The sequence below is a fragment of the Corynebacterium sp. TAE3-ERU2 genome (assembly GCF_019209955.1).
Lineage (GTDB): Bacteria > Actinomycetota > Actinomycetes > Mycobacteriales > Mycobacteriaceae > Corynebacterium > Corynebacterium megadyptis.
On record NZ_JAHUTL010000002.1, the window covers coordinates 279,023 to 303,970 of the forward strand.

The 24,948-nt window shown below is 58.4% G+C and carries 23 protein-coding genes; 9 read left to right on the plus strand and 14 right to left on the minus strand.

The genetic code is table 11. From position 1 onward, the window contains the following. Positions 1–3 precede the first annotated feature (3 nt). The 9 genes from KRX12_RS04110 to KRX12_RS04150 all read right to left on the minus strand — a co-directional run bounded on the left by KRX12_RS04110 (position 4) and on the right by KRX12_RS04150 (position 7,746). Entirely contained in the window at positions 4–858 is an 855-nt protein-coding gene (locus tag KRX12_RS04110; protein ID WP_151548884.1) for an alpha/beta fold hydrolase, read from the minus strand. Between the two features lie 76 nt (positions 859–934). Continuing rightward, positions 935–1,351 (minus strand): PaaI family thioesterase, encoded by a 417-nt coding sequence (locus KRX12_RS04115; protein WP_218363543.1) that lies wholly within the window; start codon positions 1,349–1,351, stop codon positions 935–937. Then, positions 1,348–1,671: a hypothetical protein gene (locus tag KRX12_RS04120; protein WP_255550069.1), complete on the minus strand. Its 324-nt coding sequence runs from the start codon at positions 1,669–1,671 to the stop codon at positions 1,348–1,350. Before KRX12_RS04120 ends, KRX12_RS04115 begins: the two co-directional genes overlap by 4 nt. Then, positions 1,664–3,307, minus strand: a complete 1,644-nt coding sequence (locus tag KRX12_RS04125; RefSeq protein WP_218363544.1) for an AMP-binding protein — start codon at positions 3,305–3,307, stop codon at positions 1,664–1,666. Before KRX12_RS04125 ends, KRX12_RS04120 begins: the two co-directional genes overlap by 8 nt. Further along, positions 3,304–4,134 carry an SDR family NAD(P)-dependent oxidoreductase gene (locus KRX12_RS04130; RefSeq protein WP_151548888.1) on the minus strand — a complete coding sequence of 277 codons (831 nt, stop codon included), beginning with the start codon at positions 4,132–4,134 and terminating at the stop codon, positions 3,304–3,306. The genes KRX12_RS04125 and KRX12_RS04130 overlap by 4 nt, the downstream gene beginning before the upstream one ends. A gap of 30 nt (positions 4,135–4,164) precedes the next feature. After that, the gene (locus KRX12_RS04135) at positions 4,165–4,722 is read right to left on the minus strand and encodes a 3-phenylpropionate/cinnamic acid dioxygenase subunit beta (protein WP_218363545.1); all 558 of its coding nucleotides are present in this window, start codon (positions 4,720–4,722) and stop codon (positions 4,165–4,167) included. Positions 4,723–4,753: 31 nt separating this feature from the next. Further along, positions 4,754–5,971 carry an FAD-dependent oxidoreductase gene (locus KRX12_RS04140; RefSeq protein ID WP_218365830.1) on the minus strand — a complete coding sequence of 406 codons (1,218 nt, stop codon included), beginning with the start codon at positions 5,969–5,971 and terminating at the stop codon, positions 4,754–4,756. Between the two features lie 53 nt (positions 5,972–6,024). Continuing rightward, positions 6,025–6,369, minus strand: coding sequence for a non-heme iron oxygenase ferredoxin subunit (locus KRX12_RS04145; RefSeq protein ID WP_151548891.1), 345 nt, complete (start codon positions 6,367–6,369; stop codon positions 6,025–6,027). A 51-nt stretch (positions 6,370–6,420) separates the two neighbouring features. Beyond that, positions 6,421–7,746 (minus strand): aromatic ring-hydroxylating dioxygenase subunit alpha, encoded by a 1,326-nt coding sequence (locus KRX12_RS04150; RefSeq protein WP_151548892.1) that lies wholly within the window; start codon positions 7,744–7,746, stop codon positions 6,421–6,423. Between the two features lie 499 nt (positions 7,747–8,245). Between KRX12_RS04150 and KRX12_RS04155 the strand changes: the two genes are divergently transcribed. Then, on the plus strand, positions 8,246–9,043 hold the full coding sequence (locus KRX12_RS04155) for an IclR family transcriptional regulator (RefSeq protein WP_218363547.1): 798 nt from the start codon (positions 8,246–8,248) through the stop codon (positions 9,041–9,043). 140 nt (positions 9,044–9,183) lie between these two features. Here KRX12_RS04155 and dmpG read toward each other — a convergent pair whose 3' ends face one another. From dmpG to KRX12_RS04175, 4 genes are read right to left on the minus strand one after another with little or no spacing between them, the layout of a single operon-like run. Continuing rightward, a complete protein-coding gene (gene dmpG, locus KRX12_RS04160; RefSeq protein WP_218365831.1) occupies positions 9,184–10,188 on the minus strand; it encodes a 4-hydroxy-2-oxovalerate aldolase in 1,005 nt (334 codons plus the stop codon). Positions 10,189–10,205: 17 nt separating this feature from the next. Continuing rightward, positions 10,206–11,111, minus strand: a complete 906-nt coding sequence (locus tag KRX12_RS04165) for an acetaldehyde dehydrogenase (acetylating) (RefSeq protein WP_218365832.1) — start codon at positions 11,109–11,111, stop codon at positions 10,206–10,208. Next, positions 11,111–11,899 (minus strand): 2-keto-4-pentenoate hydratase, encoded by a 789-nt coding sequence (locus KRX12_RS04170; protein WP_218365833.1) that lies wholly within the window; start codon positions 11,897–11,899, stop codon positions 11,111–11,113. The genes KRX12_RS04165 and KRX12_RS04170 overlap by 1 nt, the downstream gene beginning before the upstream one ends. A gap of 9 nt (positions 11,900–11,908) precedes the next feature. Continuing rightward, positions 11,909–12,844, minus strand: a complete 936-nt coding sequence (locus tag KRX12_RS04175) for a 3-carboxyethylcatechol 2,3-dioxygenase (RefSeq protein WP_218363551.1) — start codon at positions 12,842–12,844, stop codon at positions 11,909–11,911. Between the two features lie 192 nt (positions 12,845–13,036). Between KRX12_RS04175 and KRX12_RS04180 the strand changes: the two genes are divergently transcribed. Next, positions 13,037–13,429 carry a (deoxy)nucleoside triphosphate pyrophosphohydrolase gene (locus KRX12_RS04180; protein ID WP_218365834.1) on the plus strand — a complete coding sequence of 131 codons (393 nt, stop codon included), beginning with the start codon at positions 13,037–13,039 and terminating at the stop codon, positions 13,427–13,429. Next, the gene (locus KRX12_RS04185; RefSeq protein WP_218365835.1) at positions 13,426–16,275 is read left to right on the plus strand and encodes a DUF3427 domain-containing protein; all 2,850 of its coding nucleotides are present in this window, start codon (positions 13,426–13,428) and stop codon (positions 16,273–16,275) included. Before KRX12_RS04180 ends, KRX12_RS04185 begins: the two co-directional genes overlap by 4 nt. A gap of 4 nt (positions 16,276–16,279) precedes the next feature. Here KRX12_RS04185 and KRX12_RS11000 read toward each other — a convergent pair whose 3' ends face one another. Continuing rightward, positions 16,280–16,846, minus strand: a complete 567-nt coding sequence (locus KRX12_RS11000; RefSeq protein WP_370625538.1) for a bifunctional 3-phenylpropionate/cinnamic acid dioxygenase ferredoxin subunit — start codon at positions 16,844–16,846, stop codon at positions 16,280–16,282. Here KRX12_RS11000 and KRX12_RS04195 point away from each other — a divergent pair. The 6 genes from KRX12_RS04195 (at position 16,845) to KRX12_RS04220 (ending at position 24,943) form a co-directional block, all read left to right on the plus strand. Further along, on the plus strand, positions 16,845–17,678 hold the full coding sequence (locus KRX12_RS04195; RefSeq protein ID WP_218363553.1) for a fumarylacetoacetate hydrolase family protein: 834 nt from the start codon (positions 16,845–16,847) through the stop codon (positions 17,676–17,678). The two genes, KRX12_RS11000 and KRX12_RS04195, sit on opposite strands and share 2 nt — an antisense overlap. Before the next feature lie 243 nt (positions 17,679–17,921). Beyond that, positions 17,922–18,584 (plus strand): 50S ribosomal protein L25/general stress protein Ctc, encoded by a 663-nt coding sequence (locus KRX12_RS04200; protein ID WP_218363554.1) that lies wholly within the window; start codon positions 17,922–17,924, stop codon positions 18,582–18,584. A 145-nt stretch (positions 18,585–18,729) separates the two neighbouring features. Then, positions 18,730–20,238, plus strand: a complete 1,509-nt coding sequence (locus KRX12_RS04205; protein WP_218365836.1) for an ABC transporter substrate-binding protein — start codon at positions 18,730–18,732, stop codon at positions 20,236–20,238. A gap of 455 nt (positions 20,239–20,693) precedes the next feature. Then, positions 20,694–21,344, plus strand: coding sequence for a class II aldolase/adducin family protein (locus KRX12_RS04210; RefSeq protein WP_151530097.1), 651 nt, complete (start codon positions 20,694–20,696; stop codon positions 21,342–21,344). A 427-nt stretch (positions 21,345–21,771) separates the two neighbouring features. Further along, a complete protein-coding gene (locus KRX12_RS04215) occupies positions 21,772–23,529 on the plus strand; it encodes an L-fucose isomerase (RefSeq protein WP_218363557.1) in 1,758 nt (585 codons plus the stop codon). A gap of 73 nt (positions 23,530–23,602) precedes the next feature. Beyond that, positions 23,603–24,943 (plus strand): rhamnulokinase family protein, encoded by a 1,341-nt coding sequence (locus tag KRX12_RS04220; protein WP_255550094.1) that lies wholly within the window; start codon positions 23,603–23,605, stop codon positions 24,941–24,943. Positions 24,944–24,948: the final 5 nt, after the last annotated feature.

Sequence of the window (24,948 nt, forward strand, 5' to 3'; positions counted from 1 at the left end):
GTCCTAGAGACGTTCAGCAAGCCACTGCTTAATTACTCGGTTGAACTCATCAGCACGTTCCACCTGCGACCAGTGACCACACTGGGAGAAGATATGCACATCTGCATGTGGCACAACATTCAGCAGGTCCCAGGTGCGCGATACGGGAATCACCTTGTCCTGGGTGCCGTGGATCAGCAACACCGGAATGTCGAGTTCAGCGAGTTTGTCGAAGTCTAGCGGCAGCTCATTACGGTCACGATCACGGGCAGCAACAACCTCCTTGAGACGGTCGCTGGCTGTGTCATTGAGCGCGGAGTTGTAGCGCAATTCCACAAGTTCCTCGGTGATCAGGCTCTTATCCACCACGAACAGTTCGAGGGTGTCACGGATGCCTTCCCGGGTCAGGGTGGGGTTCGAATGCCCCTTGAGCGCACCGGTGAGCTTGGCTCCTCCGGTACCCATGGAGATGATTCCAGCGAGGCGCTCCGGATGATCGATAGCGAATTGGAAGGCGAGCCAGCCGCCCAAGGAGTTACCCACAATCCAGGTCTTTTCAATGCCCAGTGCATCGAGAACGCGGATCGCATGCTCTACCCATTGACGAATGCCGTACTCGGTGCCCTCTGCCACCACGGTTTGGCCATAGCCAATCGAGTCGATCGCGATACAGCGGCCAAACTCAGCGATCTGCGGGAGGTTAAGCCACCAGTTCGCGGCAGCGGTGACGCCCGTTCCGGAGCCATGCAGGAACAGAATCGGGGTGCCCTCACCGAGCTCGTGGTAGTGGGTGATTTCACCTGGTGCGGTTTCAAGCCACTTATCTTCCAGGCCGAAGAAGGGGTCTGTCTTAAAGTCAGGGATCTGTGTCTCAGTCATAGCGGTTACTGTATCCTCCATCACATTCTTTGGGTGGGTGTATGTTCCACTGGGCGGGACAATCCTGTGTGGAGGATTAGTCCCGTGGCCGCGGCACCGAGTAGGTGGTTAGGAACTTTCCGAGCAGAGTGCCGTCAGCACTGGAATGAACCTCGGTATCGGTGACGATGATCGTCTTCCCGGCGCGCACGATCCGCGCGGTGGCAATCGCATCGCCCTTCCTGGTGTTCGCCACGACGTTCACCGTCGATGACACTGCAAGAGGGAACACGCCTTCCGCTACGTTGTGCATCGCCAACCATGTGGCAGTGATATCCGCGAGACCAAAGAGCGCGGGAGCGGCGAACATTCCGGCCGGCTGCGAGACTTCCTTAGTCAAGGGCATCCCCACCTTGACGCACTCAGCCGAGCCTTCTATCGGATAGAGCCCGAGGGTGATGGCGATGTCATCCACACGGGAGTAAAAGTCGTTCCACTTGTCTTCAAATGTCATGTCAGCTCCAATGAGTCAATATCTGTAGCTTGTTGCTTGACCCGCTCGGGTTCGGCGACCATGAGATTGAGCTCCTCACCCTCACGAGTCTCGACGTCCACGACGAAATGCATCCCCGCCGCTTCGCATGCTTTCACCCCATCGAGATCGTCGATAGCCACCCCCACAATCACGCGGCGGCAGCGGGGATGAGTTCGAAAGGCTTCCGCAATGCTGGCGCGCATACGTTCCGCGGTGCCCAGCGACATCTCGACATCGTCTGCGCCATAGGGATACGTGTGCTTCAAAGACGAGCGAACAATGGGCGTGATCTTAAGCATCGGCATCCTCTCGTGTCGCAGCTGCGTCTCGAGCATGTTCCACCGCAAACACTTCTCGCACGTGTTCCCGGATAGCGATTTTGTTTACCTTGCCGGCTGAGTTGCGGTCGATGGCGTCGACAAGCACCAGCTTCTTCGGCAGCTTGTAGCGAGCAAGGTGATGCTCGCAGTGCTCCCGCAGCTGCTCAATCGTCAGGGTCGCACCCTCATCCAGCTGAACAACCGCCACCACAATTTCGCCCCAATCGGGGTCAGGGTGGCCAACAACCGCATTGGCCAGCACGCCCTCGGCTCCAGCGATCACACGCTCAACCTCTGCCGGATACACATTCTCGCCACCGGAGATAATGAGGTCCTTGAGACGATCCACCACGTAGTAGAAGCCGTCTTCGTCACGAATACCGATGTCCCCAGAATGGAACCATCCCGCGGTATAGGCGGTATTCGTGACTTCGGGATTATTCCAATATCCTGTGGCCACATTGGGTCCGCGCACCCACATTTCACCCGAAACGCCGGGCTCTTTCACCTCTTCCCCGGTGTCAGAGTTCATGAGCTTCACCTCGGTATAGGGCATCGGAATGCCACAGGAACCGATTTTAGAGACAGTCATTTCTGGCGGAAGGTAGGTGGCAAAAGGTGAGGTTTCTGTGAGACCCCACGCCTGCTGAATGTTGATCCCTTTTTCCATATAGCGATGGATCAACACAGGCGGAACCGGCGCTCCGGCACAAATCGTGGCCCGCATCGAGTGCAGATCCGAGGAACCGAAGTTCGGGTGCTTGTACATGGCCTCTAGTTGGGCGGGCACAAGAAACGATGTGGACACAGAGTACTTCTCTATATCCTCCAGCACTCGGCCCGGATTGAATTGGCGGTGAATCAACACGGTATTGCCACGCACAAGAGACCGGATGGAAAAGGAGTTCAGTGCACCCACATGGAAAAGGGGTGCCGTGGCCAACGTGACATCACCCGGGCGCACATCCACCATGGAGTCCACGTTGATCTGGTTCCACCAGAGATTGCCGAAGGTGAGCTGCGCCCCCTTGGGCAATCCGGTTGTGCCGGAGGTGAAGAGCAACAGCGCAAGATCCTTCATCCCCATGGGCCGAATTTTTGGCGCGGGATTGGTCTCATCCGGGGTGATAAAAGCTGACGTGGAGTGCCAATACACAGGAATCGTCTTATCCGGTGGGCTGAGCTCATCATCGTCGACGGCCACAATATGCTGCCGCTCGATTCCATAGACCGTCATGGCCTTTCCCACATATTCGCCTTCGACAACGACTGTGTGCGGAGTCCCCTGCATCAACAGCTTTGATATCTCCGGCGCTGAGAGCCGGAAATTGAAGGGCATGAACGTCGCGCCCAGCCACCATGTGGCGAGCATGGTGTAGAAAAAGCTCGCGGAGTTCACACCGACATAAGCCACGCGATCGCCCTGGCGCACACCTGCCTCATCGAGGTGCAGAACCCAACGCTGCAGAGTCTCGTGTAGCTCCGCGTAGGTGATATTTCTGTTTTCATAGACCAACGCTACGGCGTCGGGCCTGTACTGGGCATGCCGTGCGATCTGTGACACGGGGTTGATGTCCAGGGTGTCCGGATTGTGGACTACGCCGGTAATCATCATAAGGAATCGCCTCCTGCGGCTGTCTGGAAGCCGCGCGCGGCGATGCCTCCGTCGATCTGAACTACCGAACCAGTTATGTTGGCCCCGTCCTCGCGATCTGCGAGCATGATGTAGGGCCCAGTGAAACTGCTTGGGTCTGTCGAAATGTCGTGCAATGGGATGTAGGGATTGCCGCCTTCTGGTCGGCGATCAATGGTGTCCTTGAAGCTGCGGCTGTCCAAGCCCGCGGCCGCCGGGCCACGAAGGTCAGTACGCATCCCACCGACCGCCACTCCATTGACGCGGACCTTTGGTGCCAGTTCGTGTGCGAACTGAAGCATGAGCCCTCTATCGGCGAATTTGGCTGCGGTGTACACCGGACCGCCGCCGGCGGCGTAGAAGGAGGCATTGGACAGGGTCATAATGATGGAGCCGCGCGATTTCACAAGTTCTCGCCACGTGGCCTCAACGGTGAGGACATAGCCCTTGACATTGATGCCGAACACTTCGTCACACACCGCGGCTAGTTCCGCTCCGTTGAGCTTCGTGAGCGAGCGGTTGTAGTCCCAAATGCCGGCGTTGGGAATCACGGTGTCGATCCCGCCGAAGGCACGGCATGTCTCCTCCACCGCGGCATGGAGTGCTTCCGGCTGCCGCACATCGGCGCTGCAGGCCAACGCCCGGGATGTTCCTAATTCATCAGCTACTGCCTGTGCCCGCTCCAGCGACACATCCACCAAGGACACATTCGCGCCCTGTTCGTGGAATCGACGCGCGAGCGCTGCTCCCAATCCGGAACCCGCACCGGTGATAAAGACTGTCTGATCGTGAAACCTCTGTTGCGCCATAATGAATCCTCTCCTGTCCGTGGCTGCCAGCTAGAAGAACGTCGAAATGTTCTTCGAGGTCAAGACGTTGATGTCCAGGAGAATGCGCCGATCGAAAATCTTGTATCCCTCGTCAGTGGAACGAATGAGATCCGTCCGGGTACCAGCGAAGACATCCTTTTCTTCTTCCAACCGAGTACGCCATACGAGAAAGTTACTGCGGGCTTCAATAACGTCCTCGCCGTCGACCTCTGCGTGTCGGAACACGAGATTGGTGATCAGATGCCTCGTGCGTGAAGGCGGGTCTTCGGCCCACGCCATGCCTGAGTCAAAGCGCCGGATTCTCCATGCCAGCGATTCTTTGGTTTCGTCATAGAAGGCTGCCTCTCCATACGCGGCGATGGACAGCGCCTGCTGCCGCCGCAGGCGGTTAGATCGGGTTGGCGCCCAATACAGCAAGTCATCATCGAAGCGCTCCAACCAATCGGTGTAGCGGCCATCGTCCAGGAGATCCGCCTCGCGATAATAAAAGTTCTGCAGCTCATAGGCGCGCTGGATGTCCACCAGCTCCCCCACGACCGCATCGTCCCTGCGTAAATAGTCAGTCATTACATGTCTCCTCTTACAATCCCCCGGCTACTTATCGAGCCAATTTCTTGAGATTCTCGCCGGGGTCGGCGAGCTTGTCCGGATCGGGGCTTAAGCCTCGATCAATCATTCGTCGTGCTGCACGCACCGCCATCGAGTCATCAACGGCAGCGGCGCCAACGACACGACCGTCGTTAGCGATTCGGAAGGCCACCGCGGGATGCCCCTTGCTGTCCTTGCGAACGACCGTGCTTCCAGGAAGGCTCATGTCCCCTACTCCCTCGACATGCACGCCATAGCGATCCGACCAGAACCAGCCCGCACCATGCTGCGGAAGATCCGCCCCTGCAATCGCGGCGGCGGCAGTCTGTGCAGTGTGTACCGCGTTCTCCCAATGCTCATGGCGCCGTTCGAGCGCTCCATCCTCGCGCCGTGTACGAGCACAATCACCGATAGCCCAGATCCCCGGCACGCTGGACTGTTGTGCTTCGTCCACCAGAATGCCGTTGTCGAAATCAAGCTCTGCTGAGCGGGCAAGCGCTTCCTCTGCGGTGATTCCCACTGCGACAACGACGACATCCGCGGCCAGGGAGTCGTGCCCCTTGATCTTCACGGTGAACGCGTGATCACCATCGTCGTGGTAGTTGATCTCTTCAGTAAGCCCATTGATATAAGTGACGCCATGATCGTCATGCATGTTGTGCAGGCGAGTAGCGATCTCCTCGCCCACTGCTGGCACCAGAGCAACGGGCGCTGGGTCAATAAGCGTCACCTGCGCTCCCAGATCGACAGCAGATCCAGCGAGCTCCGCACCGATCAACCCCGCGCCGACGATCGCGAGATCAACCCCCGGGCTAAGCCTGCTCTTGAGAGTCTCCGCATCCTCGGTGGTGCGCAGAGAGAGAATCTCGGGGTGGTTGAAACCGGGTAGGGGCAGCACCCGGGGCACGCCACCGGTGGCGATAACGAGATTGTCGTATCCGAGTTTCTGCGAGTCCTTCAGCGTGACGGTCTTATTGACGCCGTCCACGGCAATAGCTTCTCCTTGGACTACCTCAACTCGGTTTTCCTCGAACCACTCAGCCGGGGCGAGCAATAGATCGTCATGCTGTTTCGTGCCCTGCATGATCTCCTTAGACAGAGGTGGGCGATCATAAGGCAGGCCATGCGGGTCCACGATGGTGATGAGCCCATCCCACCCCAGCTTGCGCAGCGACTGAGCGAGGCTGAATCCGCCGATTCCGCCGCCGATAATGAGTGTGTGTGCCACGAGTTCTCAGCTCCTTGAGTATGAAGACGATTCTTTATGCCGATGAGCGGTATCTACTCAGCGGTAGCGGGAGTACCGGGATAGATCCAGATCTCTTCTCCGCGCAGCTCGAGCTTGTGGCTTGCCACATCTTCGGTAGCAGGCATGCATTGCACCGCACCCGTTTTCAGACAGAACTTCGCAGTGTGAATTGGGCACTCCACTTCGCAGCCTTCAATCCAACCGTCGGCGAGCGAGGCGTCTTCGTGGGAACAGGTGTCATTGAGCGCGTAGAACTCATCATCCTCAGTGCGGAACACTGCGATGGGCTCCGAGAAACCGGTGACATCGGTATCGACGACGATGGCCTCTTCAGGCTCGATATCGTCCATGACGGCGACTTTTACTGCTTCAGACATGGGTGAACCTTTTCTAGTGACATAGATAGTGGTGGGTGAACCGGCGCGGTCTTAGTTTTCGTGCCAGGCCGGGGTGTTCATGAGTTCCTTCCAGCGGCGGTAGAACCCTCGACCGGCAGCATCGGAATAGAGCTCCGAGGTGGTACCGGGGAAGCCCTCGTTATGCTTCTCGGTACCGATTCCCATCTGGTAGTTCAGAGCAGTTCCCTGAATCATGAAGCCATGGGCGTTCGCCTGTACTTCCGACCAGTTCTCTCCGTCGTCCTGCTCGAAAATTCCCGATGGCCCGAAGGTGCGAAGGTTATACAACCGCTGGGCTTTTTTGACGTCCTCCGGCATCGATTTATCCAGTACCGTCCACGCCCAGACCTCCATCTTGTTTGGCCCCTTGGGGTGCCACACTCTGATCGAGCCGTTGACGGGAAGATAGGAGAAGTTAGGAAATACGTTGCCGTGCCCATTGGTCATCGGACCCGTGACTTGTTCCGGCGACAGACGATCGCGCAGGAACTCGTAGTCGTAGTACTCGTGCACGGGTTGGGCATCAAAGCGGTTCTTCGGATGCACCGGGAAGCCGGCACCATGGCCTGCCTCGCTGGTGAACTGCTTGCCAGTTCGCTCTGCGATCGCTTTCTTCGGCCCCTTGCCCGATGGCGACATCACCATCAACGCCGAGGCGTGGGACATATTGACGTGGTACCAGTCCGTGGCGAATTGCTCCGCCGCGAGCTTCCAGTTGCCCTCGAGGACCCACTTGGTCACTCCCCCAACAACGCAGGTGCCTTCTGGGTCACGATCGAGAAAAGCATCGAGATACCAGGTGAGATCACCCAGCGCTTCTTCGAGCGGCTCTGCATTTTCGTCCCAGTTAGCGAAGATGAGTCCCTTGTAGGACTCCACGCGAGGCGCGGTAACTAGTCCCCAGTCGGCTGCGCTGAAGGAAGAGTCATAGTTGTCCTTACCAGGAAGGTTGATGAGCTCGCCGTCGAGATCGTACGTCCAGCCGTGATAGGTGCAGGTGAAGTTTTTCGTGCGCCCATGGTCAGCACGGCACACGCGCGCACCGCGGTGGCGACAATTATTCAGCAGGACCCGGATCTCCCTCTTTTTGTTCATCGAGGCGATCACCGGATCTTCTCCCATGTAGGTCTGGAAGAAGTCGCCCGGTTTTTCGAACTGGTCCTCGTGCGCGATAAACAGCCAGGAGCGTGCGAAAATCCGACGCATTTCCTGCCGGTAAATTTCCTGGTCGCTGAAAATTCGGCGATCAATCAGCCCTGCATCCGGGTCGACCATTCCACCAATGTCCGTATTGGCATCAAGGCCTTCGGGGCGCTGCAGCCCTGCAAGAGGCCTCGGGTTATTCGGAGTTGCCATGTTCTCCGTCCCTACTTTCCTTGTCCTGTCGTGTCACACTGTGGAAACCATGCTCGGCGGTGCCATCCCAGGGGATAGATCGAACCCGAAAGACCACAACTGCTACGGCGCGGTTTTCCACTGTGCTGAATCAACCCACCGGCGCCATCACGGTCCGTTCCCCTCTGCACAGAGGGTGGCCAACAACCATAAGGGCGGTGCTATGTGAGCTGATTCATATGTTGCGTGCTTAATTATGTGACTGGTGTCAAACTTTTCTAAAGAGTCCGTTCCACCCTCCGGAACGTCGCGCAAAGAGTACAGTCTCAACTAGATGTTCACCCCACCCCACACCCCGAGCCCAACCACCCACCCATAGGGGTATTTACAGGTATTTAAAGTAGAAAAGATGACACTCTAACCGTGGCACCCGTTCACCATGCCACCCCGCACCCACCCAGTGCTTAAAGATCGCAGTACGTCTCCTACGTACATCAGTTACTTATGAGGTCAGCCCGCAATGACAAGAGAACAGCCAACGAAAGACACCCGCGGAGCAGTAGACAAAGCGATGAGTCTGTTGAGATGCTTCACCACCCACGATGCGATGGGCATCGGACTCAGTGAGCTCGCCCGACGTGCCGAGCTCTCGAAAACAACGACACACCGCCTCCTTGGAACGCTGGTAGACAACGACGCACTTGAACGCTCCGGCGATGTCTACCGGCTTGGCCCGCTATTTTTCGAACTCATCACAGAGCGAAGCAGTAAGCATTCAGAGCTCGTTAGCGAGCAGCTCACGCCTTATCTCGCCGCACTCTTTGAACACACCCGGCACACCGTGCACCTGGCCTATCTCGACAGCACCGAGGTCGTGTACGTCAACAAGCTGTTTTCTGCGCGTGGAGTTGATGCCCCATCCCGTATTGGTGGCCGGGCGCCAGCACACTGCACAGGCGTCGGCAAAGCGATGCTCGCTTTTGATGAAGGTGCCACCGAAACTGTCTTGGCCTCGGGGCTGCGCGGCTGGACCCCGTTCACGATCACGGATCCTGCGCAATTTAAACGCGAGCTCGCCACAATTCATGACACCGGAATCGCCTACGACCGCCAAGAGATCACACTCGGCCTGAACTGTGTAGCAGCGCCTATATTCGGCATACACAATGTGCCACAGGCGGCAATGAGCGTGTCTGGCCCCTCGGATTCTTTTGATCCGACAAGGGTTCTTCCTCCGCTCAGGAAGATCTGTCTAGCAGCAAGCCGCGTTGTACAACAGTGGCAAAGAAAAAACCGCCCCGAGATTTTCGACGACTAACCCGGCATGCAGGCGCTTTCCTGTATCGCGATACGCGCCTGCTGCTATCGCCGGGATGCACTGGTGCACACACCACGTGTGGCCTCCCACCTGATTTCTTCTCGGGTGGAAGGCCACTGTAGGGCATTCGCGCTCTGCTTCTAGCCGGCTCGCTTGAGGTCGACAGCAACATCGATAATCATGTCTTCTTGACCGCCGACGTATCCTCGGCGCCCCACTTCAGCGAGGATGTCCTGCGTAGGCACTCCATAGCGTTCCGACGCGCGCTCAGCGTGGAGCAAGAAGGAGTTGTACACGCCCATCTGCCCCTGAACGATCGACCCGCGGTCCATAGCGGGCAGTCGATCCACCATAGGTTTGAGTACATCCTCCGCGGCATGCAGGATTTCCTTGGTCTGCACACCAGTGTCAATTCCTAGCCGCTCGAATGCTACGGCAAGGACTTCCGTCGGTGAGTTGCCAGCCCCGGCGCCTAGCCCGGCGAGAGAACCATCAATTTGGCTCGCACCTGCGCGAACCGCGAGAACAGAGTTAGCCACGCCGAAGGACATATTTTGATGACCGTGGAAGCCCACCTGGGCATCGTCACCGATCTCGTCCACGAGCGCCTTCACACGGTCTGATGCCTGCTCCATGATCATTGCACCGGCCGAGTCCACGACGAACACGCACTGGCAGCCAGCATCCACCATGATCCGCGCCTGCTGTGCGAGAGCAGCCGGCTCCGAACGATGCGAGAGCATGAGGAAGCCACTTGTCTCGAGTCCCAGCTCGCGGGCAGCTTGGAAGTGAGAGATAGACACGTCGGCTTCGGTGCAGTGGGTGGCAACGCGAATCACGTCTACCCCTCGCGCTTGTGCTTCCTTGATGTCATCTACGCGCCCGACACCAGGTAGAACCAGAGCAGCGATTTTGGCATTTTTCGCTTCATCGCGTGCGGCCGCGATCAGATCGAGTTCATTGACCTTGGAGAAGCCATAGTTGAAGGAGGATCCGCCCAGGCCATCGCCGTGAGTAACCTCAATCATCTCTACATTGGCATCATCGAGGGCTCGTACGACTGTGCGCACCTGCTCCTCGGTGTACTGATGGCGCACCGAGTGTGAACCATCACGCAGCGTTGTGTCATTAATACGAATACTCATGGGTGAAAATTCCTCTCCTAGATCAGGCTCGCGAGTCGTTCGCCTGTGGCCACAGCTGCTGCAGTAATGATGTCCAGATTGCCTGCGTACTCCGGCAAGTAATCGCCGGCACCGGTCACCTCAAGCAACACAGTGACGCGACCCCAGCCATTCCATTCCGGTCGTGCTTCATCGAACTGCGGAGTAGCAGTGACGTGATAGCCGGGAACATAGGAACTCACGCGTTCAACCATGGTCTCGATTGCAGCGAGAACCTTGTCTTGCAGTTCGCCTTCCTGTGCCGCCTCGGCAGGCAACGAGCAATAGACGGTATTACGCATATTCATCGGCGGCTCAACGGGATTGAGCACGATAATGGCCTTGCCTCGCCGCGCCCCGCCCAGCTTTTCCAGCGCGGTAGCTGTAGTTTCTACAAACTCGTCAATATTGGCACGCGTGCCTGGTCCTGCGGATCGAGAGGAAATCGAGGCAACGATTTCCGCATACTCCACGTCAACAACGCTGGACACAGCAGAGACGATAGGGACCGTAGCCTGTCCGCCACACGTGATCATATTGACGTTGTCGAGGTCTTTGATCTCGTCCAGATTCACACTGGGAGAGAAGTAGGGTCCCACAGCCGCGGGGGTTAAGTCGATTGCCCGGATTCCCGCTTCCCGATAAAGCGGGGCATTTGCGAGATGCGCATTGGCGGAGGTTGCCTCAAAGACGATATCCGGCAACCTGTCCTGCTTGACCAGCCACTCGACACCTTCGGCCGATGTAATCAAGCCCTTGTCTTTTGCCTTCTTGAGCCCTTCCGATTGTGGATCGACTCCCACCATGTACACCGGCTCAATGACCTCTGACTTGAGGAGTTTGTACATGAGGTCGGTGCCGATATTTCCCGGACCAACGATGGCTGCCGTGATCTTTTTACTCATTATTGTTGCCCTTCACTAAAAGTGGCTGTCAAAGTTCCATATTTGCCGTAATCCACGCGAACGCTTTCTCCCGCGTGTACCGCTGCGGCGCCGCAGAAACTACCTGTAAGAATGATTTCTCCTGCCTGGAGCGGGGTTCCCTGCTCAGCAAGCACGCCGGCTAGCCAGACGAGGGGCTCTAAAGGGTGCCCCATGACTGCCGAACCGATTCCTGATTGCGGCGCGCCTTCTCCCACCGTCATCTCGGCTTCAACCTCAGCCAACTGCTCAATAGGTATGTCAACCGGATTGGAGCTCAAAATGACTGCCGCACACGAGGCATTGTCTGCCACTGTGTCAACGAGACGGATATCCCAATTCCGAACGCGGGAGTCGATGATCTCTACTGCGAGATAGGCTTCCTCTACTGCGTCGACAACCTCGTCAAACGTGGCATCAGCGCCCAGATCGCGATTGATCTTAAAAGCCAATTCAGGCTCCACTTTTGGAGCGATAAACTGAGAGACATCAATGTGGTCCCCATCGTGGAATAGCTGCTGATCGGTGAAAAAACCAAAATCGGGACTATCAACGCCAAGCTGCTGCTGCATCGCGATGGACGTGAGCCCAATCTTCCTACCAAGGATGGTGCGCCCTGCCTCTTTTAGTGCACGTTCTTGCCACTGTTGGATGGCATAGGCACCGTCCAGATCTAGATCAGGAATGGTGTTGCGCGGCGGCTCGATGGCTTCTTTAGTCTCATAGGCTGCGAGCAGTGCTGCGGCAACCTTCTCTTTCGCATCATTCATAGCTGCGCCCTATCCTTTCGCCATGATTCCGAAGCCAGCGATGAACTCCTTGATTGGCTTGTAGTACTGATAACGGACTTCTGCCTCGGGATTGGCGGCCGCAAGTGCGGAAAACGCCGCCACCCAGGTGCGTACCTCGTGGGAGGAGTGACCTGCTTGTTCGTCCATCTCGTCAGCCGTGTAGCTATCGAATCCAGTTGGATCGTTGCCGGCACACACCTGCATGAATGCTGTGTCCCACTCCGGGTTAAGGTCCTGAATAGGGGCCTCGCCTTTGGCAAATGCGACAGCGTTGTTGATCACGTTCTGCTCTCGAGCGTGCCGGGCTTCTTCCGTGGGATGACGGCCGTTGAGCAAGAGTTTCTTTTGTTCTTCGGTGGCCGTAGCCCATTGCGGCACCGGAGGATCGTGGGACAAACCTCCCGATGCCATGAACAGCACCCGTTCATCGCGGTCTGCGAAGAAGCGCCCCACAGCCTCACCCAGGTGCCGTACACGTTCCATTGATACGAAGGGGCGAGCGACTCCATTGACGAAGATAGGAATAACTGGGACTCCCTCGATATCGCCGTAGATCACCTCTAGCGGCTGTACTCCCCCGTGGTCGATCTCCATGCGACGCGAGATAGCGACGTCGATATCACTGGAAATGATGAACTGAGCGAGCTCCTCTGCTAACTCGGTGGGAACATTGAGCTGCCCAACTTGTCCGCCCCAGTCTCCAACGCTCACACACTCGTAGCCCACACAATAAGGCGGCATCAGATCATAGAAGAATCCGTTGTAGTGGTCGGGCCAGAAGAGGACCACAAGCTCCGGGTCATAAGACTTCACGTAGTTTCGAGCCTGTTCGAAAGCGTTGTGGAGTTCTTCGAGCACGTCCTTCGGTGGTTCAAGAACATTGAGCAATGGACTGTGCGACATCGCAAGTAACTGTGTAGACATGCCCCTAGCGCCCCTCTTTCCTATTAGCGTCCTTACGTTCCAATCCACAATATGGTTCAGGTCACTATGATCGACAGCTCTCGTTCCGATTGATGGAACACTCCGCATGAGCCAATATCAGGGTCTGGTGTCCGGGGCGATTGCTACAATTGCAACGTCAAACAGCACTAACCCCCGATGACGCGAGGCGTGATGAAGAAGACCATTCGAGTGACCGGCGCCGTACTCCAACGAGACGGAAAGATCCTTGCCGCCCAACGAGGACAGGGAAAGAGCCTCGGCGGCTTCTGGGAGTTCCCGGGGGGAAAGATTGAAGAGGGAGAGACACCGGAGGCTTCCCTCGCCCGCGAGCTCAAAGAAGAGCTACTGATCGACGCCCGGATCGAAGAACACATCACCACCACGCGGCATGAGTATGATTTCGCGATCATTGAACTGGCCACATACGTGTGCTCTCTGCCCTCCGGGGAAGAGCCCACACTGACCGAGCACGAGCAGGTCCGCTGGCTCAGTAAAGAGGAGCTAAAGGACGTGGAATGGGCGCCGGCCGATGTTCCTACCGTGGAGATCCTGTCACACGCATGAGCAACACCAATCCCACACCGCAGCTGCTGGATGATCTTCACCATGGCTTTATTGATCAGGACCATGCACCACAGGGCGATGGAACCCCTCATCTGATCGATAATCGCGATCCCAACACGATGCTGGCCGCTATCACCCGAGAGATGGAGCGGTGTAGTTCCTTTATTTTCTCGGTGGCGTTTATTACCCCGGGCGCTCTTGCCCTCCTCAAGCCGTACCTACTCAAGTACACGGGTAAGGCGACGATCATCACGTCCACCTATCTGGATTTCAACTCGCCGGAAATGTTTGAGGAGCTGCTCCAACTTCCGAATATTGAAGTTCGCGTGGTGGATGACCACGCTTATGGATTCCACGCCAAGGGCTATATTTTCTCCACGGTTTTCGGTGTCACCGCCATTGTCGGCAGTGCGAATATGACCCGTAAAGCACTGATGAAAAATCAGGAGTGGAACGTCAAATTCAGCGCGATGGAACACGGGGACATCGCCTATCAGCTACACGACGCCACGAGCTACCAACGTGGTATCTCCGTTCCTTTGACTCGGGACTGGATCGAGGAGTATCGCTCGCGCCGTCAGGCGCCAGCTTTTCCTGAGTGGGACACCCAACTACGCACGAGAGAGCGCATCACCCCCAATGACATGCAGCTTCATGCATTGGAAGAGCTCACTAAGCTGCGCAGCACCGGCGCTCAGAAAGCACTGATTATTTCCGCCACAGGCACCGGTAAAACCATTCTGGCCGCACTTGCCGCACGTGCAGCGCAACCGACTCGCCTCTTGTTCCTTGCTCATCGGGAACAGATCGTGCGTAAAGCGCGCGAGGAGTTCAGCCGTGTGATTGACGCAGAGGATGACGAGTTCTCTGTATTCCTCGGCAATGAACGGAATGCCACGCCTCGCTACGTATTCTCCACCGTGCAGACGATGTCTCGCCACAGCAGCTTAGACAGCCTGAGCCCTGATCAGTTCGATTACATCATTATCGACGAGGCTCACCGTTCAGCTGCTGACTCCTACCGCCGGATCATGGACCACTTCACGCCTGATTTCCTCTTGGGGCTCACTGCGACTCCCGAGCGTACGGATGATCGCAGCGTCTATGAGCTCTTCGATTTCAACGTGGCATTCGAGATCCGCCTCGGCACTGCGCTGGAGAACGATATGCTGGCGCCCTTCGACTATTACGGTGTAGCTGACTATGTCGCGGAAGACGGCAACACCGTAGATGACGTCACAGATTTGAAATATCTGGTCGCCAAGGAACGCGTGCAGCATCTTCTGGAGAAACTACGCGTCTATGGTCGCGTGCGGGATGTGTGTGGTCTTATCTTCTGCAGTCGCACCGAAGAGGCGCAGGACCTTTCTCGCATGCTCAATGAGTCTGAACTATTCGGGCGACCTCTTCGCACTGTAGCTCTCAGCGCCACCGACTCACACGAGGAGCGCGAGCGCATGGTGCGGCGGCTCGAGGCCGGCGAGCTGGATTACATTATTACGGTGGATCTCTTCAATGAGGGGATCGATATTCCGAAGGTCAATCAGATCGTAATGCTGCGCCCCACGCAGTCAGTCATTGTATTTACGCAGCAGCTCGGTCGCGGTCTAAGGAAGTACCCGGGTAAAGAGAACCTTCGTGTCATCGACTTCATCGGTAACTACAAGAACAATTATCTGGTACCGATGGCTCTCACTGGTGAGACCAGAATAAAGGGCGTCCTTCGAGACGGCGCACGTGCAGCGAAAGCAGTGTCCGGACTCAGTCATATCTCCTTCGATAACATTGCCCAGCAACGCATCCTCGACGCTATTAGCACGGCAACAATGGACAACTTCCACCTATTGAAGCAGGATATAGCAGATCTGCGCGCTCGCCTCAACAAAGTACCCACGCTTTATGACTTCGCCCGCTTCGACCATGTTGAGCCGGAGGTCATGGCTCTCAAGAAGAAGAATTATTGGTCGCTGTTATATTCTGCGAAGTTCTGCGAGGAGAGCCCAAGCGAGACTCAAGTAGGCTTGCTCAATCTGCTCTCTCTGAGGATTCTCGACGGTAAGCGCCCACACGAACCGCTCCTGCTTCGTCGTCTCATCGATGGCCCCACAACAATCGACGAGACCCGCGCTTTGTTTGCCGATTACGGCACAACATCCGATCGCGCCACCATTGATAGCGCGGTCCGCGTGCTCACCGGAGAGTTCGACTGCTGGAAAACTGAGCCAGAATTTCCGGTCATCACGCGAGAAGGCAACGACCTCAGGCTTTCTTCGATATTCCAGGAGAATTATCGCTCATCCGAGCTGTTCAAGGCTCATGTCGACGACATTATCGAGACCAGCTTATTCCTCAACAAGGAGAAGCATTCCATCGACGGAAAGATGATCGTAGGCAAGCTATACAACCGCGAAGATTTCTGCCGGCTTTTCAACTGGAGGCGCAATGAACGCGGCGTAATTAACGGCTACAAGATAGATAAAGAGACGAACACCTGCCCGATCTACATCACCCACCACAAGGGTGATGCGTTCTCTGAGAGCACCCGCTACGAGGATTATCTCGACTCCCCGGAGACCATGACCTGGTACACCCGTGGACGACGTACCCTGCAGAGCAAGGAGCTCATCCCGATCATCGACAACTCGGTCGACCTCCACATGTTCGCGAAGCGGGATGATCGCGAAGGCACTGATTTCTTCTACCTTGGCCCAGTGACCTCACGCGACGCGACTCAAGAACGGATGCCGGTGAAAGATGGCAACGTTGACATTGTGCGCATGAAGTTGGATTTTGAGGTCCCCGTAAATCCCGCAGATCTGAGCTATCTCCGCGGAGCCGAGGCCTAGCCCCTCACTCCCCTAGCAGCACCCACACGTGCCCGTCGTTCAGCCGTACTGGGTAGGTACGCACGGGCTCGCTGGCGGGTGGGGTGAGCGCGTCCCCAGTTTTAAGACAGAAGGCTGCCACGTGCACGGGGCATTCCACCTCGCAGCCTTCCACCCAGCCCTCAGCGAGCGATGCATCCTCGTGGGTGCAGGTGTCGTCGATGCAGTAGAACTCGTCATCCTCGGTGCGAAACACAGCGATGGGTGCATCGAGGCCGGTCACCGCGGGTTCAAGCACGATCGCGGATTCGGGTGCAATGTCTGCCGCTGCTCCTGCATCGCACCAGTGGCCGGCGCCACTGTGCGTTCGGGCATCACCATCGTGAGCGCTGTCGCGCTTCTCCGCCTGGCTGTGTTCGTCCGTGGAGGTCGCTGCTTTCTTCCTGAAGAGCCGCACCCGCATCCTCCTTCCTCGCACCTGTGTGTGTCCTTTCAACTTTAAACACCCGCTGGCCCCACCGGTGCGCGGCCCACCCCTTCCGCGCCAGCCGCACTGCACTCCAGCCACGGGGCAAGTAGCCTCGGTGGACATGAAGCTTGCTACCTTTCGCTCCCCGCTTACCCCGGATCGGACTCGCGTGGGACGCGTCGACGATGACCACTCGGCCACTCTTGTTGGTGAGTTTGCCGATGTGGCAGAGCTACTCCAGCAGCCCAATTGGCGAGAGCTCGCCGCACACGCCTCGGAGCTGACGGTCGAGTTTGAGCAGCACACCCTGGCCCCGCCGATTCCGCGCCCCGGCAAGATCATCTGCGTCGGCCTGAACTACGCGGCCCACATCGCGGAGATGGGCCACGAACGCCCCGATGTGCCCACCTTGTTCATCAAGTTCCCCGAGGCGCTGATCGGCCCCTTCGACGATATCCAGGTGCCGTCTTTCGCTCAGGACACTGCAGACTACGAGGGTGAGCTGGCAGTGATCGTCGCTAAGCGCACCCGCAATGCCACACCGGAAGAGGCCGCGGATTCTATCGCCGGCTTCTCGGTAATCAATGATTTCACCTGTCGTGAGCTGCAAAAACGCACGCAACAATGGCATCAGGGCAAGTCCTTGGAGCGCACCAGCGGTTTCGGGCCGTGGCTGGTCACCCCTGATGAGTTGGATGCGGAGGCGCGGCTACACACCGTGGTCAATGGCGAAGAGCGCCAGAATGCGCCGCTATCGGATCTGGTGTTTAGCCCAGCAGATCTCGTCTCCTTCTGCTCACAGCTGTACACGCTCAATCCTGGCGATGTAATCGCCACCGGCACTCCGGCGGGTGTGGGGCATGGTCGCGGCGAGTATCTCTCCCATAATGATGTGGTTCAGGTCTCTATCGACGGGATCGGCCGTATCCGAAATCGGGTTGTCTTTGGTGGATAACCTGCGGGTTGTGCTAGACTTCCGTTCGTCTCGGCGAGGGGGTTTGTAACCCAAGCCCCGTTATCGACGCGATCCAAGAGCTCAGCCCCACCTATTGGGGCTTCTAGCCTGCGGCGATGCGAGATGCCACGCACTGCCTGCGGGCTTTTTTCGTGTCGTGGACCTGCACATGGTTCCGGCGCGATCAAGCACAATCCGTCTGCGGTGCGCTGACCACTAACACAAACTTTTAAGGAGATAACAATGGCTACTAAGGCAATTGATATCAAGGCAAGCGCTCGCACTGAGTTCGGTAAGGGCGCTGCCCGCCGTGCCCGCCGCGACGGCCTGATCCCCCTCGTGGTGTACTCCAAGCACCTGGAGGCCCCGGTGCACGCCACCGTCGACCGCATCGAGTTCACCGCCATCGTGCGTAACCACGGTGTGAACGCGATTGTGAACGTCAACGTCGATGGCGAGGAGCACCTCACCATGATCAAGCACGTTGATCAGAACCCGCTGAGCTTCGACATCGACCACATCGACCTCTACGCCATTTCCCGCGGCGAGAAGGTCGAGGTCGAGGTGCCGATCTCCTACACCGGCGAGCCGGCTCCGGGCACCCTCGTCTACCAGGATGCAGACACCCTGCTCCTGCTGGCCGACGTGCTCTCCATTCCGGAAGAGATCGAGATCGACATCGAGGGCCTCGAGGTCGGTACCCAGATCCTGGCCAAGGACGTTGCTATGCCCGGCAACTGCTCCCTGGCTGCCGATGAAGACGTGCTGGTTCTCAGCGTCGTCTACCCGGAGACCGAGGACGTCGAGCCGGGCGAGGCCGAGAACGAGGATCCGGAGGACGTCCCGACCGTGGACGAGGACGATGCGGATTCCGACGAGGACTCCGACTCCGAGGACAAGGAGTAATCTCCTTTCACCCTGGCGCGATGCTTATCGACGCCACCTCGCACCACCACCCTAGGCGCCCTTCGTGCGTGCCTAGGGTGGTGGTGTATCTGGGCGCGCTACCATGAGGTGACTCTCGGTGCTTATCTAGAAAGCTTCTTGCCTCATGAACGTTGCCACCACCACTGCCCTTGCGGCAGTGTGTGCCCTATCGATTGGGCTTGTGTCCTGTTCCGCCGATTCCGGCACCCCCAACGCCAACTCCGCTCGTCTCGGCGTGGCGTTTTCCCCCGTCGCCGGCTTCGCGCCCTTTAGTGCGGATGCCTCCATCGCGACGCGTTTAGGCTCCTCGGAAACGCTCGTGCGCATCGCCCCCGACGGCACTCCCGAAGGCTGGTTGGCCTCGTCTTGGGAGCAGCCCAGCTCCACCACCGTGGTATTCGAACTGCGCTCCGGGGTGGACTTTCATGATGGCACCCGCATGGATGCCGAGGCCGTGGCCAACTCGCTCAACGAGGCTTTTGCCTCTCCTTATCGGCCGCGCGGACTCGGCTCGGCGGCGCTGCGGGCCACCGCCACAGACACTCTCGAGGTGACGGTCACCTCCGATCGCCAGGACCCGATCTTGGCGCAGCGCTTCGCAGACCCAGGCACCATGATTCTTTCGCCCAAGGCCTACACCACAGAAGACGAGCGCCTGGTGATCACCCCGATCGGCTTCGGCACCGGCCCCTATGTGTGGAAGGACGCCACCCCGCAGCACGCACACCTTGAGGCCAATGCGGACTACTGGGGCGATCAGCCCGGAGTGCCCAGCGTGGATGTCACCTTCTCCGCCGATCCGGCCGAGCTGGCCCGCGAGGTGCAAAGCTCGCGGCTCGATGTCGCCGCCGGCTTGCCGGCTGAGAGCCTGAGTGACGTGAGCGAGCGCGCCGAGGTGATGACGGTATCCACCCCGCGCACCAGTCTGCTGTATTTCAATACGGGCAAAGGCATCTTCACCCGTGCCGATGTGCGCAGCGCCGCGATTGAGGCGCTCGATGTGCCCGCACTGGTCCGCGATAGCTACCCCGCAGATAAGGATGCGCTGCAGAATACGCTCTTCCGCGCCGCCGAGCGCGGCGATGGCACAACGAAGCCGATCAAGCTGAACACCCCAGCCACAGACGACCTCGAGGATGGCCCTACGCATATCACCATGGCCACCTACTCCGATATCCCCGAGCTTCCCCAGCTCGCATCGGAGATCGCCGAACAGCTCGAGCAGGCCGGTTTCCAGGTCCAGCTCAGCATTGATAGCTATGGGGCGCTGGAAAACCGGATCCTGGACGGGCGTTTCGATCTTGTTCTCGGCTCCCGCAACTACATGAGTGGTGCTGCGGACACACTCAGCTATCTCGCCTCCGATGCCACCTGCGGCAAGCGCTATAACATCGCCCGCTATTGCGATGGGAGCGTGGACGCAGAGATTGCCACCGCATTAACCACCACAGACACCGAGAGCCGCGAGACCGCGGCCGCACAGATCGCTCGGGAGATTCTCGCCAGTGGCGCGGTGCAGCCCATCGCCGTCGAGCAGATCCATCTCAGCAGCCGCGGCTTCACCGGCCTGGCCGAGGATCCTTTCGAAGTGCAGCTGCTCACCTCAGATTTCCGAGCAGAACCCTCCGCCTAGGCCACTACCCCCGCACGGGCCGCTGCTGACGCCCTGCCCTGCGCCGCCTGCGGGGCAAGCGGCCGCGCTGTGCTGCGCCGCGCTCGCCGCCGCCTAGGCAACAATCGCCTGCGTGCAGCGTGTTTCTATCTTCCATTTCTCGGCTGAGGAGACCGTGGACTGGTGCTGCACTGTATTCGAGCAAAGCGAACCGCGGCGAACCGCAGCGGATATAAACACAGCCATATCCGCTAAATCACCCCTTTTAGTGGGTATTTGTGTCGTACTTGCCATAACTCACTTTATTCCACGTACGCTATGCCGATCGCTGCGAAGAGTAGTAACATGACAAATGAGAGCGCTATCATTTCTCGTTTTATAGCCTCTAGCTGCATATATCGCTAGTCACCACATAGACACGACAGTGATAGCCATCCACGGCTTCTACTCGCAGACCCAATCGCCAGGAGGACACCATGCTTCTCTCAGAAGAGAGAACACTCATCGCCGACTACTGCCAGCACTTCGCATCCGACGGGCTGGTCGTGGGAACGGCCGGAAATATCTCTATTCGCGCCGGTGAGCTCGTCGCCATCACCCCCACCGGACTGCCCTACGTCGGAATCACCCCAGAAGACATCTGCGTGGTCAATTTCGACACTGGAGAGCAGGTCGAAGGTCAGTATCGCCCCACCAGCGAGATTCATCTCCACCTCCAGGCACTGCAGACCACTGGGCTCGACTCGATCGTGCACACGCACTCCGCCTATGCCACCACCGTGGCCAGCCTGGAAGGCGTGACAGAGCTGCCCAATATCCACTACATCACCGCCACCATGGGCGGAGCGATCCCCGTCACCGAATATGCCCGCTATGGCAGCCAATTGCTCGCCGACAATGTCGAGGCCGCACTACAGAGCAAAACCGCATGTCTGCTCGGCAATCACGGCTCCGTAGCCGCAGGTAAGGACCTGGCCGAGGCCTACACCAAGGCACAGTCCATTGAATGGCTGTCCAAGGTCTACCTCAACGCCCGCGCCGCAGGAACGCCGCGCATCCTCACGCCCGAGCAAATGGAAGAGGCCAGCGCCGCCATCGCCACCTACGGCCAGCCGCACAAGCGCTAAGCCGCACAACCACTCAGCCAGACTACGAAGAGCCCACCATCGCCATGGTGGGCTCTTTTGCGCTGTCATGTGTGAGCGTTATCATGCCGCACCCTTTTCCCCCGCCCCGCGCCGCCGGATAACTACCCCCATTGGGCGGCCCCTTCCTCCAGCCTTTCCCACCCTCACAAGCCAGGGTGACGACCGTCTCAGCCGCCCCTAAGCTGGGCGAACGCCACAAAACCCACCCCGTATGTGTGGGGCTAGCGGGAAAGATGTCGAAACCCCTTCCCCGCCTGTAGGGCCGGTGTTAGACTTTTGATAGCGCTAACATACGGGCATGAGACAGTGCCCACGGACCGATGGCTAGGCCCAATCGCCCCCACCGGCCACGGCGCTCCAGATCCCCCATACTGGGGTGACATTACCTCCCGAAGGAGAAGTACTCATGGTTCATCATCCGAAGATTGGCATCCGACCCACCATTGACGGCCGTCGTCGCGGAGTCCGCGAATCACTCGAAGATAAAACGATGTGGATGGCCCACGCTGCCGCCGATCTCATCACTAAGAATCTCCGTTACCTCGACGGCGAGCCCGTCGAGGTCGTCATCGCCGAAACCACCATCGGCCGCCCCGGCGAAGCAGCTGCCTGCGACGATCTTTTCGCTGGCCAGAACGTGATCGCCGAACTCACCGTGACCCCCGCCTGGTGCTATGTCACGGAAACCATGGACATGGATCCCAACCGTTTCCACGCCATCTGGGGCTATAACGGCACCGAGCGCCCCGGCGCCGTCACGCTGGCCGCAAATCTCGCCGCCTATGCTCAGTACGGCATTCCCGCATTCAGCATCTATGGTCACGACGTTCAAGATGCCGATGACACCGACATCCCGGAAGAAGTCTCTGACAAGATCCTGACCTTCTCCCGCGCAGCCGTTGCTGCGGGCCAGATGCGCGGTAAGGGCTATCTGCAGATGGGCTCGACCTGCATGGGCATCGCTGGTTCCTCCATCGATCGCCACTTCTTCCAGGACTATCTCGGCATGCGCGTGGAGTCCGTGGACATGACCGAGTTCATCCGCCGCATCAACGAAGGCATCTTCGATCCCGAAGAGTATGAGAAGGCACGCGCATGGGTGCGTGAGAACGTCCAGATCGGCAAGGACTTCAACCCCGAGCCGCGCGACGATGCCGAAGAGCAGTGGGACTTCATCACCAAGATGGCCCTCATCGGCCGCGACATGATGGAGGGCAACCCCAAGCTCGCCGAACTGGGCTTCGAGGAGGAAGCATGCGGCTTCAACGCCATCGCCTCCGGCTTCCAGGGTCAGCGTCAGTGGACCGACACCTACCCCAATGGTGACTTCATGGAGACCATGCTGAACACCACCTTCGACTGGAACGGCGCCCGCCGCCCGGTGGTGTTGGCCACGGAGAATGACACCCTCAATGGTGCCAGCATGCTCCTCAACTACCTGCTCACCAACCGCACGCAGATGTTCTCCGATGTGCGCACCTACTGGTCCCCCGAGGCCATCGAGCGCGTCACTGGTGAAAAGCCCACCGGCGGGGCCGCGAATGGCTTCCTGGACCTGCGTAACTCCGGCGCCACCACTCTCGACGCCACCGGCGTGATGAAGGACGCCGAGGGCAATCCGTGCACCAAGCCCTTCTGGGAAGTCACCGAAGAGGACCAGAAGGCTGTCATGGAGGCCACCACCTTCCATGCGGCAACCCACGAGTATTTCCGTGGCGGTGGATTCTCCACCCACTTCCGCACCGCTCCGAACATGCCTGTCACCATGATTCGCCTGAATCTGATCAAGGGTGTCGGCCCGGTGTTGCAGATCGCCGAGGGTGAGACCGTCACCCTGAGCGAAGAGGCCACCACCAAGATCGAGAACCGCACGGACCGCACCTGGCCCACCACGTTCTTCGCCCCGCGTCTGACGGGCAAGGGCGCATTCACCTCGGTGTATGACGTGATGGACAACTGGGGCGCGAACCACGGCGCCATCGGCTTCGGCCACTTCGGCAAGGAGCTGATCACTCTCGCCGCCATGCTCCGTATCCCAGTGAACATGCACAACGTGGACGATGCAGAGATCTTCCGCCCGCGCGCATGGGGTCTCCATGGAACCGCAGACAAGGAAAGCGCCGACTTCCGCGCCTGCGAAAACTATGGTCCCTTCTTTGCCTAATTGCGCAGTGCACTGAGCGACAAGAGATAAGGATCACATAATGTCACGGGTCATCAGGACTTTGGCAATCGACATGGGCTCGTCCTCCGTTCGTGGAATTGTTGGTGCATGGGACACAGATTCCAAGAAGCTGACAAGGTCGGAAGTGTTTCGTGCAGAACACCACGTCTGCACCGATGAGCAGGGAAACCTGTACTGGGTCTTGGAGGCGCTGAAAGACGCAGCCGCCCAGGCACTCCACGCGGCCGGAGATATCGACTCAGTTGCTGTCGATGGATGGGGAGTCGATTTCGTCGTCGTCGACGAGAACAATAATCCTCTGTCGCAGGCACGCTCCTATCGGGATAGTGCCGGCGCCCGAGGCCGAAGCCTGATGGCATCACGAATGCCGGAGGCGGAGCAGTACCACGCCTCCGGTGTTCTCCCCCAAGACATTAACTCTGTATATCGCCTCGCACTGCAACCGCCCAGCACCGGCACGGTGATGTTCCTCCCGGACTTCATCGCCCGCTGCCTGCTCGATCAGCCCACCCAGGCGTGGGCGTCGCGAGGAATCGCCTCTACCTCGGGGCTTCTCGCGGCAAGTCATGAGGATTGGTCCGAGGAGATACTCGCCACAGCGGGTATCGACCGGCAACGACTCCCCTCTATCACCAGCGAGCGGCGCGTGATCGGCACCCGTTCCGATGGCGTGCGCGTCATCGCCGCTGGCTCTCATGACACCGCCTGTGCACTTTCATCGTTGTCTCGGGAGTGTGGCTATCCCGAAGACGCCATGTTTATTTCCTGCGGATCATGGTCCGTTGTTGGCGCGCAAACCTCAGAAGCGGTGGTGACAGAGGAGGCCTACTCCCGAGGGGTCACCAATGAAGCCACCGCACGGGGCGATAACAGAGCCGAGCTCAACCTCACTGGGCTCTGGGTCGCTCAAGAGTGTCGGCGCGCCTGGGGAAATCCAAGTTACGAAGAACTCAACCGGCTGCTAGCGGACGCCTCAAATCCAGGCGCCATCATCGATGTGTGCGACCCACGCTTCAGTGCCCCTGGAGACATGCCGGATCGCGTCGTGCAGGCAGCACGTGAACATAACGTCACCCTTTCGACACGAGGCGAAATCCTGCGCGTCGTATTTGATTCCATCGCCCGAGCCCAAGCAGACGCGATCCACACGCTTCGCACTCTGACCGGATCCACGGGGAAAACCTATGTCATGGGAGGCGGGGTAAAGAACCTCTTCCTCATGCAAAGGACAGCCGCCGCCCTCGGCGAAAGCATTCACGTGACGGATCCTGAGGCCACGGCCCTAGGAAACATCATCAACCAGCTCCTCACCCTGAACGTTCCCCCTGCAGACCTAGCGGAATGGGTTCGCAACGCTGGGGTGATCACCACCGTCTGCCCGACGGACGACTGAAAGAA

Bases quoted from the DNA above. Each gene is read 5' to 3' on its own strand.
- KRX12_RS04110 (WP_151548884.1), bottom strand. From the start codon at position 858: ATGACTGAGACACAGATCCCTGACTTTAAGACAGACCCCTTCTTCGGC.
- KRX12_RS04115 (WP_218363543.1), bottom strand. From the start codon at position 1,351: ATGACATTTGAAGACAAGTGGAACGACTTTTACTCCCGTGTGGATGAC.
- KRX12_RS04120 (WP_255550069.1), bottom strand. From the start codon at position 1,671: ATGCTTAAGATCACGCCCATTGTTCGCTCGTCTTTGAAGCACACGTAT.
- KRX12_RS04125 (WP_218363544.1), bottom strand. From the start codon at position 3,307: ATGATGATTACCGGCGTAGTCCACAATCCGGACACCCTGGACATCAAC.
- KRX12_RS04130 (WP_151548888.1), bottom strand. From the start codon at position 4,134: ATGGCGCAACAGAGGTTTCACGATCAGACAGTCTTTATCACCGGTGCG.
- KRX12_RS04135 (WP_218363545.1), bottom strand. From the start codon at position 4,722: ATGACTGACTATTTACGCAGGGACGATGCGGTCGTGGGGGAGCTGGTG.
- KRX12_RS04145 (WP_151548891.1), bottom strand. From the start codon at position 6,369: ATGTCTGAAGCAGTAAAAGTCGCCGTCATGGACGATATCGAGCCTGAA.
- KRX12_RS04150 (WP_151548892.1), bottom strand. From the start codon at position 7,746: ATGGCAACTCCGAATAACCCGAGGCCTCTTGCAGGGCTGCAGCGCCCC.
- KRX12_RS04155 (WP_218363547.1), top strand. From the start codon at position 8,246: ATGACAAGAGAACAGCCAACGAAAGACACCCGCGGAGCAGTAGACAAA.
- dmpG (WP_218365831.1), bottom strand. From the start codon at position 10,188: ATGAGTATTCGTATTAATGACACAACGCTGCGTGATGGTTCACACTCG.
- KRX12_RS04165 (WP_218365832.1), bottom strand. From the start codon at position 11,111: ATGAGTAAAAAGATCACGGCAGCCATCGTTGGTCCGGGAAATATCGGC.
- KRX12_RS04170 (WP_218365833.1), bottom strand. From the start codon at position 11,899: ATGAATGATGCGAAAGAGAAGGTTGCCGCAGCACTGCTCGCAGCCTAT.
- KRX12_RS04175 (WP_218363551.1), bottom strand. From the start codon at position 12,844: ATGTCTACACAGTTACTTGCGATGTCGCACAGTCCATTGCTCAATGTT.
- KRX12_RS04180 (WP_218365834.1), top strand. From the start codon at position 13,037: ATGAAGAAGACCATTCGAGTGACCGGCGCCGTACTCCAACGAGACGGA.
- KRX12_RS04185 (WP_218365835.1), top strand. From the start codon at position 13,426: ATGAGCAACACCAATCCCACACCGCAGCTGCTGGATGATCTTCACCAT.
- KRX12_RS04195 (WP_218363553.1), top strand. From the start codon at position 16,845: ATGAAGCTTGCTACCTTTCGCTCCCCGCTTACCCCGGATCGGACTCGC.
- KRX12_RS11000 (WP_370625538.1), bottom strand. From the start codon at position 16,846: ATGTCCACCGAGGCTACTTGCCCCGTGGCTGGAGTGCAGTGCGGCTGG.
- KRX12_RS04200 (WP_218363554.1), top strand. From the start codon at position 17,922: ATGGCTACTAAGGCAATTGATATCAAGGCAAGCGCTCGCACTGAGTTC.
- KRX12_RS04205 (WP_218365836.1), top strand. From the start codon at position 18,730: ATGAACGTTGCCACCACCACTGCCCTTGCGGCAGTGTGTGCCCTATCG.
- KRX12_RS04210 (WP_151530097.1), top strand. From the start codon at position 20,694: ATGCTTCTCTCAGAAGAGAGAACACTCATCGCCGACTACTGCCAGCAC.
- KRX12_RS04215 (WP_218363557.1), top strand. From the start codon at position 21,772: ATGGTTCATCATCCGAAGATTGGCATCCGACCCACCATTGACGGCCGT.
- KRX12_RS04220 (WP_255550094.1), top strand. From the start codon at position 23,603: ATGGGCTCGTCCTCCGTTCGTGGAATTGTTGGTGCATGGGACACAGAT.